The organism is Bacillus sp. V3B (assembly GCF_024494465.1).
In the GTDB taxonomy this organism is placed as follows: domain Bacteria; phylum Bacillota; class Bacilli; order Bacillales; family Cytobacillaceae; genus Bacillus_BD.
The window spans coordinates 1-17873 of the sequence record NZ_JAETXM010000041.1 but is presented as its reverse complement, the minus strand read 5'-3'; the positions used below and the strand labels follow the sequence as shown (position 1 = coordinate 17873).

Genomic DNA, 17873 nt, shown 5'->3' with positions numbered 1-17873 from the left:
CTTATTTTTGGGTGTTGCCCTTCACAAAATTGAAGTGGGAGTCTTCTCGCCTAAAATGATAACACAAAAGAGGAGTCTGAGGTTTGCTTTATTGACGTATGCGAAACTAGCGATACGTAAGTACAAGCAATCACTAATGTAGCCTACTTGATCGCCGATAATACCTCAATAGCTGATGATTGGCTACAGAAAACGGCATCCAATTATACCAAAACCCACTAGTCCCTTTGGATGAGTTACTATGGATTTTGGTTGTCTTTACTATGTGAATTTAATATACAGTTGTATCTACTTCGATCCACTTCGTCTTTTCTGTAAAAGAAACTCTCTTTCCCTCCCGTTGAGGAATGTCTGGATAACCGATGTAAATAAATCCTAACACCTCATCCCGTTCCCTTAATCCGAATAATTTTTTCATTTTTGAATGGTAGGCAGGCTTTCCTGTACGCCAAATAGCGCCGAGTCCGAGAGCATGAGCAGCTAAAAGCATATTTTGAATCGCAGCGTTTACTGCCCCTACCTCTTCAATATCTATGACTTTCGGATTATCAGATGGAGTTACTGCTACTGTAATAATAACAGGTGCCCGAAACGGTTTTTCCTCCGCTTTTTTTAACTTCTCTTGATTTTCCTCTGTTGTTGGATCATCCATATTTTCTTTTGCAATTTCAGCTAATGTTCTACCTAGAGGGCGTCTCCCATCCCCAGTTAAGACAAAGAATTTCCAAGGTTCTGTATGATAATGATTCGGAGCCCAAATAGCTGCCTCAAGTAATTTTTCAATTTTTTCTTTCTCAATTGGATCTGGTTTCACTTTGCCGATCGTTCTTCTTTGGAATATTGCCTTAAATATATCCATGTTAGAGCCACCTTTCTTTTTCATACATTCATGTCTTTCATTATATTTTCTTATACTATACGACTTACTCAGATCTACTTAAAAATCAATGAAGAGATAAGATCTTCCGGTTCTTGAACACTACACCAACCTTGTCAATACACAAACCATCCCGATGATGAACAGAACAGAAACGGCGTCAAAATGATGCGCTTCCCAACCAATCATTAAACTTCCTAATTGATACTCTTTTGTTTGAGCGTTTAATTAATCAGTTATTCCATATGTAACATTGTACCTTTAAAATATCATTATTCTTCACTTTATTAATTTCTAACCTTTGACTCCTTACTTTTAATTGGGCAATTGCCACAATAACCGATTTTTTCAACATCTTCTTCTAATTTATAGTACATGCAGCACGTTTTCCGAAATGGATTCAATTTAAGCTCTTCTCCTATTTTTAAATAATCTTTAATCGGATTCTCTTTTAAATTAAACAAATCTCCACTTGCATTTTTTAGGAAATTGAAGTCACTGTTTACCCTTTCAATTTTAATCGGATCCGATTCTTCCGCTAGTATTTTCCGATAAATTGAGTTAATTCGAATGGCTACGTTTTCCCACAATATTGATGCAGGAACGCGAGCTATTTTTTTTAATATGTCTAAAACCGGAGTAATATGAATTGAAATTGATAATGTAGCAATACCTAAATCAAATTAATACTTTAGTGTGAGGATAATAAAATACTTTTCCTAGACTCTTCATTTCTTCCAACCCGTCTTCCCTTTCCGTGTGGTATACATAAAGGAGTCCCGAATATCGGGCCTTTAATAATATCACAATTCATATGAAAAACATCTTTGACCATATCCGAAGTTATTACTTCTTCTGGTCTTCCCTGTGAATATACCTTTTGATTACTGACAGCCACAATATTGTGGGCATAACGACATGCTAAGTTCAAATCATGTAGAACCATCAGAATGGTTCGGCCCTCTTGCTCATTTAGCTCAAATAAAAGGTCTAGCACTTCAATTTGATGAGCCATATCTAGGTAAGTCGTTGGTTCATCTAATAAAATTATATCTGTCTTTTGAGCCAAGGTCATCCCAATCCAAGCTCGTTGCCGTTGGCCACCCGATAATGAATCCACTGTTCTTTCGGAAAATTCCTTCATTTGTGTTGCTTCCAGTGCTTGATTAACTACTTCTTCATCCTCCCTAGACCATTGCTTTAACCAGCTTTGATGCGGATATCGTCCCTGTTTGACTAACTGTAAAACAGTAAGACCTTCTGGAGCAATGGGACCTTGAGGTAAAATAGCAAGACGTTTGGCAACTTCCTTTGTTGATAGATTTCCTACAACATCGCCTTCCAATAAGACGTGACCTGACTTTGGCTTTAATAGACGAGCAAGCGAACGCAATAGGGTTGACTTTCCACATCCATTTGCCCCAACAAAAACTGTTATTTCTCCCTTAGGAATTTCAAGATCAAGATCTTCTATGATAATAGTGTCACTATAACCTAATGTAAGGGAGCTTACTTCTAATGAACTCATACTACCAACTCCTTTTTAGTGATACAATTACATTACATATTTCGATTCTTATATAAAAGATAAATAAAAAATGGAGCACCTATACCAGATACGAAAACCCCTGCTGGTAGATCCATTGGTAAAAAGGCTGTTCGCGCAACTATATCTGCCAATACCACAATGATCCCACCTACTAAAGCTGAAACTGGAACTAAACTTCCAAATGATCTACCAACGAGTTTTCGTGCAATATGAGGAGCAATTAACCCCACAAAACCTATTCCTCCGGCAAATGCAACTGCAGCGCCAGCCAAAGCCACACTAATACATATTAATCCAAATCGAGTCAATTGAACTTTTAATCCTAAACCTTGTGCCAGATCATCCCCTAGTTCCTGCACATTGACCTTTCGAGACAATAGTAATGAAAGTGGAACGAAGATTAACACCCATGGCAACATTGAGTAAACATTATTCCAATTTGCTCCATAAACACTACCTGTCAACCAAATATAGGCTTCACTAGTGGAGTACGTAGGGCTAAGTACCATTAACATCGTCACAATAGCTCCCATTGCAGCTTGAACACCTATACCAATGAGTACAAGTCTTATTGGTGTTACGCCCTTCTTCCAAGCCAAAACGTATATAAAGAGAGAAACAACTCCTGCACCTATAATTACTATAAAAGGAAGCAACTTAATACTATATTCTGAAAAATAGGTAATAAATAAAACAGCTGCAACTGCCCCTCCACCCGTGATCCCAATAATATCAGGGGAAGCTAATGGATTTCGGACCACTCCTTGCAAAATAAGGCCAGATACAGCTAGACAAATCCCTGCTAGAAAAGCAAGTATCATTCTAGGAAGTCTTAGAGTTTCAAGAACAAATGAATGCTCTCCATTCCCCATTCCCAGTAAATGTTGAAGGATTAATAAGGGATTGATCATCGTACTGCCTACTGATAAACCTATAACAAATAACAACAAAGAACTGCAAAAAAGTAATATGAATACAAAAACTGCTTTATTTTCAATCAAAATAGAAACCGTACCTGATCGATTCCGTATCGTAGTATGTTTACTCATTCCTTATTGAACCCCCTTCGTGCAATATAAATGAAAAATGGTGCACCAATCATGGCTGTCATTACTCCAATCGGCATTTCTTCTGGCATAATCACAAACCGAGCTAATATATCAGCTAGCAGTAACAAACTAGCACCAAAAATTGCACAGTAGGGGATAATCCACCGATAATCAATACCAACTAAGCCACGAACTATATGGGGTACAATTAATCCTATAAATCCAATTGAACCACCTACTGCCACAGACCCCCCAGCTAAAAAAACAATTACAATTCCCATTAGAGTTTTAACTAAAATAGTTTTTTGTCCTAATCCTTTTGCAATATCTTCTCCAGTAGTTAAAATATTTATGGAGTTTCCTAAAAGGAAGGATAAAATACCTGCCCCTAACATGAAGGGTAAAACTGGTGTCAACATATCCAATGTTCTACCCGCAACTGATCCACCTATCCAAAATAATACCCCTTCTAAACTTTGTTCATCTATCACAAGCAACCCTTGAGTGAATGAACTAAAAAAGGCGGTTAATGCAGCTCCCGCTAATACAATCTTAATTGGAGACAAACCATCTCTTCCAAGAGAACCAAGTAAAAAAACCATAATTGCAGCAAGACCTGCTCCCAAAAATGCGATCCACATCAAATGAATGAGTGAATTAACAGAGAAAAAAACTGTAGCAGTTACTACAAAAAATAAGGCACCTGCATTTATTCCAAAAATACTTGGTGAAGCAAGGGGATTTCTAGTTAGAGCCTGCATGAGTGCACCAGCTATTGCAAGGCCTGCTCCAATTACGGAAGCAATTACTGCCCTTGAAAGACGAGTCGTTGTAATAATAATATGTTCTGTAGAAGATTCATCAAAATTAACAAAAGCATTAAAAGCAGTTTTAATAGATGTCGGTGTTTGACCAAACACAATACTTGATGCAAAAGAAATAAACAAAATACATAGACCAATCGAAAGTCCAAGAATCTTTAGTGAGGTTCGAGGAAAGAAGGGTTTCATAATCTCACTCTTTTCAATATTTTTTTATATGAAAAAATAGGGGGAAATCCCCCTACCTAATCTAACAGACAACTATTTTTCTAATTCAAAATGGTCATAGATTTGATCTAACATATCGTTTGCACCAATATAACCACCTGCCATATTCCATGCAACCTCATCTATCATGTAAGTTTGACCATTTTTAACAGCATCAAGGTTTTTCCATAACGGATGATTTGTCCATTCATCATAAGTCTGTTGGATTGCTTCTGCGTCTGCATTGTGACCATCAGCATTAAAAATGAAGAATACGTCTGCATTCATCGAAGGAATACTTTCCTTAGTTGTTAACTTTAGAACTACATTACCCTCATCGGCTGCCTTTTGTTGAGATTCAGGTCGTACAAACCCAAGCTCACCTAAAATATCACCAGCGAAACCTGTAACATAAATACGTGCGTGGTCTGTTCTAAAGTTAAGAACGGATACCTCAATCGGCCATTGATCTCCTAACTTATCAGTAATTTTCCCTTTAAAATCTTCTACCCGATTATCCCAATCTACTAAAAGTTGATTGGCTTTTTTTTCTTTATTCATTGCTTTTCCCATTAAATCAACAGTTTCTTTAAATTTAAACACTGTTTCATGTGTTACGGTTGGTGCAATTTGGGATAATTGGTCATATACTTTTTCATGACGTAATTTTGAAGCGATAATTAAATCTGGCTTAAGTTTAGCGATCTCTTCTAGGTTTGGCTGTGTTTCCAACCCTACCTGTTGAACACCCTCTAAATCATCTCTTAAATATTCATATACTGGTTGTTGTACCCAAGATTCCACAATACCTACTGGTGTTACACCTAACGCAACTGCAACATCGGTAGCCCCTTGGTATAAGGTTACAACTCTTTTTGGTGTTCCCTTAATTGTCGTTGTTCCCATTGCATGAGTAATTTCACGGGAACCTTCTGACTCTGCAGCTTGCTTTCCTTCAGTTCCTTCTTTCTGTTCTGTCTGTTCCGCTCCTTTATTTTCTTTCGATGCTTCTTCTAATGATTGACTTCCGCACCCAGCTAAAAACATTACAAGGGATACAAAGATTGCAAGCAAAGAAAATGCATACTTTCTTTCAAATGAGTATGTAATTCCAGACATAAAATTTCCTCCTTTTAATAAAAAATAATTGAAATTGATAATCATTATCAATTATAATAATAGTATAATTTGATATTTTAGTCAATATCAGTTAATCAAAAAATCAAAATTGTCTTGCCATTCATATCCCCTCCAAATAAATGATAATCATTCTCAATAAAAAACAAAAAAATTTAAAGCTTTACTACACCTTTAAGTGCTTTATAGATTGAACACCAAGAACGCTTAGCATAATAAATGGGAATGGAGTGATTTTTAGCTCGCTTCTTTATAACAGTTGACAGATTATGATTTACGTAATCCGTTAGTACAAGAATACAACTGATTTTTTCTGGTATATCTTTTTTAACCATTTGTACTTTTCTTCCATTAATATGTAAGACTTCATCAAATCCAACAGATGATAATTTGTCTGGAATAAAACCTAAATGATCTGCACCTATGATAAGTAAAGAACTCATGAATATCACCTCCATAATTTAAATCGTTAACTTTCGGCTGTTTCTACGTCGTCCACACCACAACATAGACAATGATAATTGCTATAATAATCCTCAACAACATCCTCATTGTTAATAAAACCACACCAATCACAAATGATAATTTTAGTCATTTCCTTCCCCTCCCCATATATTTTTCGTCTTCCAATCTACATGTGTGTTTACTATCTGTTTTTATGTATTCTCACATAACTTTTTCTTATAATTGTTTAAGTTGTTGCCGATTCCCCCCTCGTTAATCTAATCTATTTTTTATAACATTTTTCTTATTAACAAATTTAACTATCCTTTTTATTGAAAAGTTTCCTGTCTTTAATATTTAAACTAGAACCCATTTTCAGAGATCTGTATTAGTAAGTGGGTAAAAACAGTTTTTTACGTATTCTCGGATATCCAAACATAAATGATAATTATTGTCCTTGTTTAATTAACAACTTTAAATGAAAATGATTATCATTGTCAAGTGGGATAATGTAATTATTTTCATAACTCAAACTTCGTAGACTGAACTCGGCAAATAAGCCTTGATATAATTGGGAAGGTCGTCGATCCATTACTGAAGTTGACTTTTGATTAGTTTTTGAACTTTTTTATTGGTCTTGTTTAACTTCATTCAGCAAATGCTTTTTGTACCGAAAGTTTGCGACAGGTACAGAAGTCCTCCACTTCTGTAAGTGGGGGATGAATGCAAAAAGCTCTCTGATTCAGTGGGGGTTCAAACCCCGACTGAATGAAGTTAAGCCTCCGACGGATGCCTCGGATTTTTTAAAGGTCATTTATCGAGCGAGCTCGATAAAAATCCGGGCGCAAATTCGGCGGGGCGAATTTGATGGTATCTTCAAGAAGCTCGATTAATTGCTGTAGAGCTACAGCCCAATCAAGTTCAGATACTTCATCGTAAAGTTCATAAAAAAGTCCTCCTAATGCACCCTGATCCGTGTTGCAGCGATTCTACCACGACAGGAGACGATATAGTGAGCAAATACAATGATTGTGTGGCTAATGAGTAAATCCTAAGACGTCCCTTCGAACTCCTTTTCCAGACGTAATAGCAATTTTTTCGCCTTAAAGAAGACCTCAATATCCCATCACATACCATAGATTCCTACAATTCCCTGTTCGAAAAGCGTACAATCGGTGCTGAAAATGGCAAGTCATTTGCTCTTTTTATTACGGTTTTGAATAAAGATAACCTTCACTTGGACACCGTTGGCCATCGCTGTGTGAATGGAACGCAAAATCTCTTTCTTGCCTTGTACAGGTATCGCTACTTTATACAATTCATTCAAGGAAAGCCTGTGGTTGTTCACCAAATAACGTTGGTTGCCTTAACCATGCCAATCACATCCAGACCGATTTCCACGATGGATTGGATAAGAGGCTGTTGCGTAAACCAAGTTATCCTGTCCATCAACACATAATCAACTGACAAACCTGCTTTTAAGACGCGTTCAATCATATATGGAATCGTCAAAGATCAATACTTTTGGTCGATTTGAATCTGTAAGGACACTGACCATTTGAATGGTGCTAACAATCAAATTCGCCCCGCCGAATTTGCGCCCGGATTTTTATCGAGCTCGCTCGATCAATTACCTTTAAAAAATCCGAGGCATCCGCCGGAGGCTTAACTTCATTCAGTCGGGGTTTGAACCCCCACTGAATCAGAGAGCTTTTTGCATTCATCCCCCACTTACAGAAGTGGAGGACTTCTGCTGAATGAAGTTAAAAAGCGACGCCAAGCAAACTTCGAATGATTCAGAACATGATAAATAGTATCTTTGCCGGAATAACGATCCCCTTTCTTACTTTGTAAGAGAGTAAACCAGCTTTTATGATGAAAAGTGAGACAAAAGACAAGTATCAAATTCTGCCTACTTATTTAAGTGCGAAGTTTGAGTTAATAATTTTTAATTTATTCTTGAAATTTTAATTGATAACTATTATCATTAGTATTGAAGAGAATGATAATAGTTATCAGTCAATAAATTAGAACTATATTTAAGCTTCATCATTTTTAAAATGAAAAGAAGAAATATGATTTCGAAGATATGACAAATCAAATACATCTTTTAAACAACTTAACGCATTAAGATCAGAGAAATAATTTTAAAGTTCATATGGAATACTTGCTAGATTTATAGAATTTTGTTTCAGGGATGTTTGGGAGGGAGAGTAACAGGGATGGATTTAATTGTCACTGATAAAAACGGTATTGAGGTAGAGTGTTTATATTATGGGTACAAAAAAGAGAACCTTGTGAGCAATTCAAAAACTTTACAATGTGGAGATGTTTTAACCATTTCTAACCAGGGAAAATATATTTTAGGAGTTGGATGGTTTGTTTTAATAAGTGTTAATGAAAAAATAAAAGACTATATATGGGTCAAGAAACTTGAAGAAGCGATTAACTCTGATAAAGCCATGCCAGTTATTGATTGTATGCTCGATTATTTCAATTTGTCCTTTCAATTAGATAAAGCCTTAGAATCTCGTAATAAGCAACTATTTTTAAGCCTTTCAGAGAAAAAAAAAGAGTTATCTTTTCTTTATGATAGAATATCCGGCAAAATACCAGTTGGATCATGATGGTTACGATCATATTATGAGGATAGGGAGAGAATAGAAATGAAAGCGGTTTATTATTGCTGTAAAAATGATTTTCAACTAAAAAGATTATTCAAAATATTAATAGATCTCTATCCAAATGTAAAAATGAAAGAAAAAGGGTGTCTTGGGAAATGCAAAATTTGTAAGTCCAAACCATTCATATTGATAAAAAAACTCTCTATTAAAATTGGAAAGCACATTGTAAAAAAAGAGGCACTCTAACTTTTTTCAAAAGAAAGGTAATCTATTTCATATTAAATCACGGTTATAATTAATTATAACCGTGATTTAATATGAAATACTTTTTATAAAATAATAACGATAAGCTAATAATTGTGATAAAAACCTTTTTATAGTAGACTTAAACTATTACATGAAAGGGGGATTTTTTATGTTGTCAAAACTAAATAAAAGTGCAAGTACAATGTTATCAGCTACCTTATACGAGGCTTTAACTGATCAAATGAACTATGAATTTTATTCTTCCCATGTCTATCTTGCAATGGCCTCTTACTGTGAAAATGAAAATTATGATGGTTTTGCAAAATTCTTCCACGATCAAGCTGAAGAAGAAAGAGCTCACGGAATGAAGATTTATAAATACATTCAGAATCGCGGAGAACAGGCGAGCATTTCTGGTTTTGAAAATCCAAATAATAAGTTTGAGTCTGTTTTGGATGCTTTTGAAAAAGGACTCGAACATGAAAAAGAAGTGACGAGCCGAATTTATAACCTCTCTGAAATTGCTGGGGATGAAAAAGAATATGCAACGATTTCCTTTTTAAAATGGTTCCTCGATGAACAAGTAGAGGAAGAATCTTCATTTAATAATATCATCCAAAAATTAAAACGAATGAATAACGACCCTAATTCTTTACTGATATACGATTTGAAAATTGGCGAAGCAAAGTAAGACAACATTTGCTGAATCATACTTCATTCATTTCCTTCACAATATGAACAGTATCTTGATCATTTAAATGCTACTGCCAATTGAAGTCCGAACCGGCTTCACTAGCCTATGATCTCCAACAATTAGGCGCTTTCTTTAATAGGGAAAGCGTCTTTTTTCTTGTATTTCAAGTGTTCTCATGATTCATTAATTTTTTGTTTTCTGCGATGGTCATGATATTTAAAGGAGGCTTATTAAGCGTAATAATCACTAACTTGTTCTTTACTTCAAAATCAAAGTTATTAATATTCTTTTTGTCTTACGTAAAAAAACCAAACCTTCGGCACAGGCTAATGACCAATAGAATTGTATGGCTATCATTTTTACCATACAGAAAGAAATCCTTGTGGGGACAGCAAGTTATGCAAATGATGAAGAATTCTCGTGATCAAGCTTATCGCTACGAATTTCGAATTTTTTATAAGATTAATAAAAGGTTCAAAAGTGAAAAACTTTTGAACCTTTACTTGATAGCCACGGAGACATCCTCATTTTAACGTCTAGTCTATATCTGTCTATTATAAAACCCAATCTTCTATTTTTAATTTACTTTTTCCAAAGATGAATCTACTACCCCCTCTAGTTGGGCTCTGTTTCTCTTCATCATTAAAAGTGGTAGGAACGCAACAATTAAAAGCACTCCTATAAAAAGCATTCCGCCCGTTAAATCAAAATACCCTAAAAGGATTGGTCCGACAAAACCACCGAGACTTGCCAACGTATTAACAGCAGCAATTCCGACAGCCGCTTGTTTTTCGCTTAAAGATAATGACAACATCGCAAAAAATGGACCGGTAAAACTATATAATCCCATTGATGCCAATGTAATACAAACTATAGCCATCAAAGGACTACTAACAAATCCCGTACCGGCGAATCCGAATGCTGCCAAAATCATTGGGAGAATGACATACATTTTCTTATCTAATTTCCTATCTGAGCATCTTCCCCAAATAATCATGGAAGGAATAGCAGCAAGAGAAGGAATCATCGCAATAAGACCAATCGTCGTATTTGATAATTGTCCTGAAAAACTTCCAATAATCGTTGGAAGCCAAAACGATAATGCGTAAACCCCTGTATAGACAGAAAAGTAAGTAAAGGCAAATGACCATAATATAGGGTTTTTAAACGCAGCCAGCTTAGATGTTTTTTCTGTTTTTTTCGTTTTTTGACTCATTTTTTCATTTTCTAGTTCTTGCTCGATCCAATCTCGTTCATCACTTTTAAGCCATTTAGCATCTCTTGGACGATCGGTTAAATAATAAAAACACATGATCCCTAGCGCAATGGTTAAAAGTCCTGCAATAATGAACATCCATCTCCATCCTGATAAGGAAAACCAGCTTATATTATCCATAATCCATGTAGAAAATGGAGCCCCGATCAACCCTGCAAGAGGCATAGAAATGAGAAACAATGAATAAGCACGTCCTCTTTCTGTTGATCTAAACCAGTACGTAAGATAAAGAAGAATTCCTGGGAAAAAACCAGCTTCTGCCACACCTAACAAGAAACGTGCAATATATAAATGGGTGGCTGATTGTACAAAACCAGTTAAAACAACAACGATTCCCCAAGTAACCATAATTCGAGTAATCCAGACTCTTGCTCCAAACCGTTCCATTAAGATGTTACTTGGAACTTCAAAAAAGAAGTACCCAAGGAAGAAAATACCAGAGAGAAGCCCAAAAACTTCTGCTGACAAAGCAAGTTCTGCATTCATTTCAAGTGCGGCATATCCCATGTTGACCCGATCTAAAAAAGCAATAATATACAGTAGTAATGCAAAGGGCAAAATTCGTTTCATTATTTTTTTTACCGTTCTCTGCTCTAAAGAAATTGTTTTTTCGTTCATATCTGTTCATCTCCAGTCGTATTTCATCCCAATAATAATAATTTATTAATTGCGATTATTCTAATTATTTTTCTGATTAATAAATTAGGAAAGAGCCTTTTGCTTAATGACTTGCTTATACCTATCAAATTCGCCCCTCCGAATTTGCGCCCGGATTTTTATCACGCTTCAGAAAGCCACATCCTGTGGCTTTCGCCTGACTAGGACGTCCTGTCCGTCGTCGAGCTCGCTCGATAAATGACCTTTAAAAAATCGAAAGGATCGCCGGAGGCTTAACTTCATTCAGCCGGGGTTTGAACCCCCACTGAATCAGAGAGCTTTTTGCATTCATCCCCCACTTACAGAAGTGGAGGACTTCTGTACCTGTCGCAAACTTTCGGTACAAAAAGCATTTGCTGAATGAAGTTAAACAAAGCTCTTTCCTAATTATCCCTTATACCCTTGAAAATCAAATCTCTAAACCTACTATTTTGTTATGATTGGAACGAAATAATGCTACCTACTATTCTGCTTTACTTAAATATTTTTTTTCTAACCTTTCTTCGATTTGTTCAATTGCAGCTTGATCACGTAATAATTCAAGTTTATTTTTCTTAACAAGCTCCTCAAAAGAATGCTTTTTTCGTTTATTCATTTTTAATCCATCATCCTTATTTCCTTATTGGCTAAGGAAGAATTTTTTAGTTATATGCAAGAGTAAAGTTTTTCTTTTCTTCAATAATATTTTTAAGATTTCCCCATTGTTCTTGGAATATGGTTGGATCCATTGTTTTCAAGTTTTCAGCAATTAATGGTCTGAATTCCATCCAGTCAATAATATCTTTTTCCAGATCTAGCCCTGGAGCAATTTCAATTAACCTTAATTTTCCGTCTACAACATCAAAGACTGCTCTTTCTGTGATGTATAAAACCGGAATGCCTGCTTTCGATGCATATTTTCCGCTGAATGTAATCTGTTCTACATGATCGACGATCTTTTTTCCTTTTCCATGGTTCTCGATCACCATTTGATTATTTTCAAATTTTTCTTTTGATCCCACAGTAAACTGACCCATGAACACAACCTTTTTGGAAGATTGACTAATATTAATAAATCCTCCCGGCCCCATGACTCTTGGACCAAATTTGCTGACATTGACGTCCCCATACTGATCAAGCTGAGCCATTCCTAAAAATGTAACATCAAGTCCGCCACCATCATAAAAATCGAACATTGCATCATGATTAATAATGGCATCCGGGTTATAAGAACCGCCAAAATCCAAACCACTGGCAGGGGAGCCTCCAAAAAGACCAAACTCTACTGTTAATGTCATTTCATCTGCAACTCCTTCTTCCGTGGCAACACTGGAAACTAACGAAGGCATTCCCACACCTAAGTTCACAATAGAGCTTGGAGATAATTCCATGGCTGCACGTCTTGAAATGACTTTTCTCGCATCCAACTTAGCCGGTTTTATGGAGTCAAGTGGCACTCTTAACTCTCCTGAAAGGGCCGGATTATAATCCGTTGCCATTGTTTGGTAGTGATATTCCGGATTTTGTGATACGACAACATAGTCTACCATGACACCAGGCACTCGAACCCGTTTTGGATTAAGAGACCCTGCTTCCGCAATCTTTTCAACTTGTGCAATGACAATACCGCCATTATTTCTAACAGCCGTCGCAAGCGCTAGAATTTCAAAATTAGCCACTTCACGTTCTGTTGTAATATTCCCATTTACGTCTGCTGTCGTCCCGCGAATAATCGCCACATTGACAGGGAGATTCGCATAATGAAGCCATTCTTCCCCATTCAATTCAACGACACTGATCAAATCTTCCTTTGTCACCGCGTTGATTTTTCCACCTTGTATTCTCGGGTCCATAAGCGTGTTTAAACCTACCTTTGTAATAACTCCCGGCTTTTTGCCTGCGATTGACCGCCAAAGCTGAGTGATAACTCCTTGCGGAAAAAAATATGCTTCCACTTTATCCTCAGTGATAAACCGTGACATACGGTGGGAGAAACCTGCATGACCAGAGATAACGCGTTTGATCAAACCTTCCTGTGCAAGGTAATCCATTCCTCTTCCTTCTGTATTAATTCCGATTCCAGAGCCATTCATGAAGGTGATATTTTTCGGGCTTTGTTCTTTTTTATATCTTTCTCCAATACTAGCAATTAACTCTTCAGGTAAACCGGCTAATCCCGAAGTACCTGTTGTCGCTACGAAGTCATGATCTTTTATTAATTTCGCTGCTTCTTCTGCTGAAATAATTTTACTCATGCTTGTCATCTCCCTTGTCTCTTGTCTATATATTCAAATAAATACTGTTTATAAGGAGGTACCGTGCTTAGTCATTACACTAAGCACGGGTATCCTACTATTTAAGCATTTGGGTTTTTCATTAATAGGGCAATTCCCATACCGCCGCCAATACATGCACTGGCAATCCCGTATCTCGCGTTTCTTTCAATTAGTTCATACATTAATGAAATCGTAATTCTTGTTCCACTCATTCCTAGCGGATGACCCAGGGCTACTGCACCACCATTTACGTTGATCCTGTCATATAATGGGCTATCCAAATACATCTCTAATTCTTTCATACAACCAAGCATTTGGCCTGCGAATGCTTCATTGATTTCATATAAATCAATGTCTTCTTTTGCCATTCCTGTTTTTTCAAGAAGTTTTTGAATCGCAAACACTGGCCCCAGTCCCATGACTGATGGATCAAGTCCTGCTACAGCGAAATCAACAATTTCAGCCATTGGAGCTAGTCCTAATTCGTTTGCTCTATCTTCAGACATGACAACGACTGCTGCACCGCCATCATTTAGTCCTGAGGCGTTACCTGCCGTAACACTACCGTCTTTTTCAAAGGCTGGTCTTAGTTTAGCAAGAGCTTCTAACGTCGTATGTGGTTTAGGATGTTCATCCTTATTCATAATGGTGACAGCACCTTTTCTGCCTTTGATTTCTACTGGAACGATTTCTTTCTCAAATCTCCCACCTTCGATCGCAGCTTTGGCTCTCATTTGGCTATTGTAAGCAAATAGATCTTGATCTTCTCTTGAAATTTCATACTTGTTTACAACATTCTCTGCAGTGTTACCCATATGCATAATTGGAAATTGCGGATATGGTTGACAGTTATGATGATACTTCGTATTTGCATCTCTTAATTCTTGATTCCCCATTTTGAAACCACCGTAACGTACTTCTAAAGGAAGATAGTAGGGAGCCCTTGATAAACTTTCTGCCCCACCAGCTACAACGATTTCGGAATTCCCCGTTAAAATATCTTGTGTTGCATTCACGATTGATTGAATACCTGAACCACAAATACGGTTAAGTGTATAACCTGGTACATGGTCTAATCCAGCGAGTAATGCCGCATTTCGCCCTAAGTTTGGTGCATCACCAGATGACTCAACATGACCAAGTACAACATCATTGACTAATTTGGGGTCAAGATCATTAGAACGTTTTAAAGCCTCTTTAATAGCGATTGCCGCTAATTCTTCAACGGGAACTGTTTTTAAACCACCAAGAAAAGCTCCTACTGCTGTTCTGGCTCCACTTGTAATGACTACTTTACTCATTTATTACACCTCTCCAATTCATTACTTTTCCTATGTGATTACTCAATTTTATCTTAGAAGCTTATTCAGTCTTCTAGATTAAAGCTGGTGAAGACTTTCCTTACATATACCACCCACCGTTAACAGACAATACTTGTCCAGTCATATATTCAGTTAATTACCTAATAGGACCTAAACAAATTTTTGATACCGTTTCCATTTTTGTTTAATAGATAATAAAACCTACTACTTTTAATCTAAAATGATCGACTAATTTCTATCAATAACTTACACTGTAATAATCCCACAATTCTAAATAATTTAAAAATACCTTTATATATATCGAAAGTATAATCATTTTGTTATAGATAAAAGAAACAAATTAAGAAATGTATCTCTCTAAACCTAATTTTTCAGTTAATAGTAAATTTTACACGTATCGTTATTAACTATTTTCTTGAAATAATATAACTAATATGGAATAAAATTTATAACTTTTATATAATAATTAATATATTTTTCTAAATTTTCGTTTTTTATAAAAAATTGTAAAATATCGATTTGAATTTATTATATAATAGATTTAACTTTATCCTTCTTTTAAGTAACCATTTAAAAAGTATATTCCAAATTGGAACCTTTAATATAACTAGAATTGATACAGAGGAGATTTATATGACAAAAGATTTATCAAGTGAATATTTACGAGCAATTGCTGAACAAGGGAATTTTTCCAGTGCAGCTAGAGCTTTATTTATATCCCAGCCCTATTTAAGTAAATTTATTAAAAAATTAGAGGATGACTTGGGGGTTGAGTTAATTAACAGAAATGAAACTCCAATCACTCTTACCTATGCTGGTGAACGGTATTTAGCCTATATGGGTGAAATCGAAAAAACCTATCGAAATATGAAATATGAAATAGAAGCCATTACCAATATGAAGAAAGGCCGTCTAACACTTGGGATTAATCCTATTTTAGGCTCTCATACACTCTATGATTTATTGCCACAATATATTTTTACTTATCCTGGGATCGAAATTGATTTAGTTGAAGAAACCTCTATTGTCATTGAACAATTATTGCTTCAACGTAAAATTGATATTTGTTTAAATATGTTGCCTATTTTTAATCCCGATATCACGTATGAGAACTTATATGAGGAAAAAATATTCCTTGTGGTTCCCGAAGGACATAAGTATTATTCTTCAGATCTGGGCCACAATATCGTACATTTTCCTATGGATACCCAAAGTTTAACGGGGGAAAAATTTATTCTACTGAAACAAGGGCTTGGTTTAAGAAGACTAACAGATCAATTTTTTTATGACCATTCCATTAAACCTGATATTATTTTAGAAACAACCAATATTGAAAATGCCTATCGATTAGCGGCTAACGGAATCGGTTTAACCATCATTCCAGAGGTGATTCTGAAAAATAACGAACTTTCCAAATCAAATATTTATACAATTGGTAAACCACCTATTAAATATAATGTGGTTGTTGCTTATAAAAAAGGTGAAGTATTATCAGCTCCGGCACTTGCTTTTCTCAATATGGCAAAAGATAATTATAAAGGCATTGATTAATTAATAGAAGGAAACAGAATATAAAAACAAAAATACCACAAATGTTTTTGTGGTATTTTTGTTCATAGAATCTTTTTTCGGTTCTGATGCAAATACTAAGACTAATTTACATTATCAAGACCTAAAAGTAAAAAGTCATAAAAAATAAAGGGTGGTACATATTATACATGACTAATATGTACCACCCTTTTACTTCTTGTTTAACAAACGCGCTCGATTCTTGAAAAGAGATAATATCATTAAAGGTTGTTGAAACCGAAACCGGCTCGCATTTATTGAACTTTGGCACCAAATAGCTAAATAAAATAACCACAGAAATTGCCCTCTCCCGTTAGACAACTTCTGTGGTTTAATCAATGTATTTTATATTTTCTCTAAAAGATACGGTTTATACATCAATTTGAAAAATAGGAGTTATGTGTACATTTTAAGGTTAAGGCCCCATGCTCTGTTCTGTTACTGTTTCCCAACTTGAAAAATAATACAAACTTCCATACTGCTTTCTAATTCATTAATTATCTTGCATAATCTTTGAGGAATACCTTATTTATATGAACTAAAGGGGCAGCCGAGATACATATAATTTTGGGTCATAGCTTGTATTTTATTTTCAAACACACAAAAGGTCGCCTGCTATATTGCCAAAAGCCATTGGTTTTTGTTACTTCCTTTTTTTGGATTCTCGTCCATTGTTTCATATTCTTTATTCAATATCTATTTAGGTTACACCGTAAACAACCACTTAAGCATTATTGTTAGTTTTGAGTGTATGATTAGGGTCTCTATTAAATAGATTTGTAAAAGGAGAAAAATTACGTAATGAAAGTTGCTTATGCTAGAGTTTCTACTGAAGATCAAAATTTAGAACGGCAAGTTGAAAACTTGAAAAGTTTTGGCGCAGAAAAAACATTTACAGAGAAGAAACCTGGTGCTGCAGTAAATAATCGAGAGCAATTCCAAAAAGCTCTTGATTTTGTTCGTGAAGGAACTGAAATCTGCGAGCTCTTAAACTATTTAATAGTAGGAATAGCGTCAGGAAAGTACGGGTTTACAACATTAAGGAAATTCAAATATAAAAAAAGCGCCCTATTGCTGAAGATCGAAAAATTTAAAAGAACTTCAAAAATTGTTCTTAGTTATTGAGCTAAAGCACTCGTTAGATCA

Annotated in this window: 15 protein-coding genes and 2 pseudogenes; 4 read left to right on the top strand and 13 right to left on the bottom strand. The window is 35.6% G+C overall.

Annotation, left to right across the window (positions count from 1 at the left end; all coding sequences use genetic code 11):
* Positions 1-271 precede the first annotated feature (271 nt).
* The 9 genes and pseudogenes from JMM81_RS21745 to JMM81_RS23330 all read right to left on the bottom strand — a co-directional run.
* Positions 272-859 (bottom strand): nitroreductase family protein, encoded by a 588-nt coding sequence (locus tag JMM81_RS21745; protein ID WP_256243643.1) that lies wholly within the window; start codon positions 857-859, stop codon positions 272-274.
* Between the two features lie 305 nt (positions 860-1164).
* Positions 1165-1467 (bottom strand): (2Fe-2S)-binding protein, encoded by a 303-nt coding sequence (locus JMM81_RS21740; protein WP_256243642.1) that lies wholly within the window; start codon positions 1465-1467, stop codon positions 1165-1167.
* A 101-nt stretch (positions 1468-1568) separates the two neighbouring features.
* A complete protein-coding gene (locus JMM81_RS21735; RefSeq protein WP_256243641.1) occupies positions 1569-2405 on the bottom strand; it encodes an ABC transporter ATP-binding protein in 837 nt (278 codons plus the stop codon).
* A gap of 32 nt (positions 2406-2437) precedes the next feature.
* Positions 2438-3475: a FecCD family ABC transporter permease gene (locus JMM81_RS21730; RefSeq protein WP_256243640.1), complete on the bottom strand. Its 1038-nt coding sequence runs from the start codon at positions 3473-3475 to the stop codon at positions 2438-2440.
* Complete coding sequence (locus JMM81_RS21725) at positions 3472-4485, bottom strand: FecCD family ABC transporter permease (RefSeq protein WP_256243639.1); 1014 nt, start codon at positions 4483-4485, stop codon at positions 3472-3474. The genes JMM81_RS21730 and JMM81_RS21725 overlap by 4 nt, the downstream gene beginning before the upstream one ends.
* Positions 4486-4557: 72 nt before the next feature.
* Entirely contained in the window at positions 4558-5622 is a 1065-nt protein-coding gene (locus tag JMM81_RS21720; RefSeq protein ID WP_256243638.1) for an ABC transporter substrate-binding protein, read from the bottom strand.
* Between the two features lie 173 nt (positions 5623-5795).
* Positions 5796-6083: a DUF2325 domain-containing protein gene (locus tag JMM81_RS21715; RefSeq protein WP_256243637.1), complete on the bottom strand. Its 288-nt coding sequence runs from the start codon at positions 6081-6083 to the stop codon at positions 5796-5798.
* Between the two features lie 26 nt (positions 6084-6109).
* Positions 6110-6235, bottom strand: coding sequence for a hypothetical protein (locus JMM81_RS21710; RefSeq protein ID WP_256243636.1), 126 nt, complete (start codon positions 6233-6235; stop codon positions 6110-6112).
* A 712-nt stretch (positions 6236-6947) separates the two neighbouring features.
* Positions 6948-7590 (bottom strand): annotated as a pseudogene (locus JMM81_RS23330) (IS4 family transposase); the annotation flags it as partial.
* A gap of 716 nt (positions 7591-8306) precedes the next feature.
* Here JMM81_RS23330 and JMM81_RS21700 point away from each other — a divergent pair.
* Both JMM81_RS21700 and JMM81_RS21695 read left to right on the top strand, forming a co-directional pair.
* Positions 8307-8711: a hypothetical protein gene (locus JMM81_RS21700; RefSeq protein ID WP_256243635.1), complete on the top strand. Its 405-nt coding sequence runs from the start codon at positions 8307-8309 to the stop codon at positions 8709-8711.
* Between the two features lie 445 nt (positions 8712-9156).
* Positions 9157-9645 carry a ferritin gene (locus tag JMM81_RS21695; RefSeq protein WP_256243644.1) on the top strand — a complete coding sequence of 163 codons (489 nt, stop codon included), beginning with the start codon at positions 9157-9159 and terminating at the stop codon, positions 9643-9645.
* Positions 9646-10225: 580 nt separating this feature from the next.
* Here the strand turns inward: JMM81_RS21695 and JMM81_RS21690 are convergent.
* The 4 genes from JMM81_RS21690 to JMM81_RS21675 all read right to left on the bottom strand — a co-directional run bounded on the left by JMM81_RS21690 (position 10226) and on the right by JMM81_RS21675 (position 15137).
* On the bottom strand, positions 10226-11542 hold the full coding sequence (locus JMM81_RS21690; RefSeq protein WP_256243634.1) for an MFS transporter: 1317 nt from the start codon (positions 11540-11542) through the stop codon (positions 10226-10228).
* A 502-nt stretch (positions 11543-12044) separates the two neighbouring features.
* The gene (locus tag JMM81_RS21685) at positions 12045-12176 is read right to left on the bottom strand and encodes an FbpB family small basic protein (RefSeq protein ID WP_256243633.1); all 132 of its coding nucleotides are present in this window, start codon (positions 12174-12176) and stop codon (positions 12045-12047) included.
* A gap of 46 nt (positions 12177-12222) precedes the next feature.
* Positions 12223-13815: an acyl CoA:acetate/3-ketoacid CoA transferase gene (locus JMM81_RS21680; RefSeq protein WP_256243631.1), complete on the bottom strand. Its 1593-nt coding sequence runs from the start codon at positions 13813-13815 to the stop codon at positions 12223-12225.
* A 101-nt stretch (positions 13816-13916) separates the two neighbouring features.
* Positions 13917-15137, bottom strand: coding sequence for a thiolase family protein (locus tag JMM81_RS21675; RefSeq protein ID WP_256243630.1), 1221 nt, complete (start codon positions 15135-15137; stop codon positions 13917-13919).
* Positions 15138-15791: 654 nt separating this feature from the next.
* On the opposite strand from JMM81_RS21675, the gene JMM81_RS21670 reads away from it, so the two are divergent.
* The gene (locus tag JMM81_RS21670) at positions 15792-16709 is read left to right on the top strand and encodes a LysR family transcriptional regulator (protein ID WP_256243629.1); all 918 of its coding nucleotides are present in this window, start codon (positions 15792-15794) and stop codon (positions 16707-16709) included.
* A gap of 819 nt (positions 16710-17528) precedes the next feature.
* A pseudogene (locus JMM81_RS21665) lies at positions 17529-17696 on the top strand (recombinase family protein); the annotation flags it as partial.
* Between the last annotated feature and the right edge of the window lie 177 nt (positions 17697-17873).

What these genes read in the sequence shown, in the direction of transcription:
- JMM81_RS21690 (WP_256243634.1), bottom strand. Translation starts at nt 11,542, where the DNA reads ATGAACGAAAAAACAATTTCTTTAGAGCAGAGAACGGTAAAAAAAATA.
- JMM81_RS21715 (WP_256243637.1), bottom strand. Translation starts at nt 6,083, where the DNA reads ATGAGTTCTTTACTTATCATAGGTGCAGATCATTTAGGTTTTATTCCA.
- JMM81_RS21735 (WP_256243641.1), bottom strand. Translation starts at nt 2,405, where the DNA reads ATGAGTTCATTAGAAGTAAGCTCCCTTACATTAGGTTATAGTGACACT.
- JMM81_RS21700 (WP_256243635.1), top strand. Translation starts at nt 8,307, where the DNA reads ATGGATTTAATTGTCACTGATAAAAACGGTATTGAGGTAGAGTGTTTA.
- JMM81_RS21720 (WP_256243638.1), bottom strand. Translation starts at nt 5,622, where the DNA reads ATGTCTGGAATTACATACTCATTTGAAAGAAAGTATGCATTTTCTTTG.
- JMM81_RS21675 (WP_256243630.1), bottom strand. Translation starts at nt 15,137, where the DNA reads ATGAGTAAAGTAGTCATTACAAGTGGAGCCAGAACAGCAGTAGGAGCT.
- JMM81_RS21685 (WP_256243633.1), bottom strand. Translation starts at nt 12,176, where the DNA reads ATGAATAAACGAAAAAAGCATTCTTTTGAGGAGCTTGTTAAGAAAAAT.
- JMM81_RS21680 (WP_256243631.1), bottom strand. Translation starts at nt 13,815, where the DNA reads ATGAGTAAAATTATTTCAGCAGAAGAAGCAGCGAAATTAATAAAAGAT.
- JMM81_RS21695 (WP_256243644.1), top strand. Translation starts at nt 9,157, where the DNA reads ATGTTATCAGCTACCTTATACGAGGCTTTAACTGATCAAATGAACTAT.
- JMM81_RS21670 (WP_256243629.1), top strand. Translation starts at nt 15,792, where the DNA reads ATGACAAAAGATTTATCAAGTGAATATTTACGAGCAATTGCTGAACAA.
- JMM81_RS21730 (WP_256243640.1), bottom strand. Translation starts at nt 3,475, where the DNA reads ATGAGTAAACATACTACGATACGGAATCGATCAGGTACGGTTTCTATT.
- JMM81_RS21725 (WP_256243639.1), bottom strand. Translation starts at nt 4,485, where the DNA reads ATGAAACCCTTCTTTCCTCGAACCTCACTAAAGATTCTTGGACTTTCG.
- JMM81_RS21745 (WP_256243643.1), bottom strand. Translation starts at nt 859, where the DNA reads ATGGATATATTTAAGGCAATATTCCAAAGAAGAACGATCGGCAAAGTG.
- JMM81_RS21710 (WP_256243636.1), bottom strand. Translation starts at nt 6,235, where the DNA reads ATGACTAAAATTATCATTTGTGATTGGTGTGGTTTTATTAACAATGAG.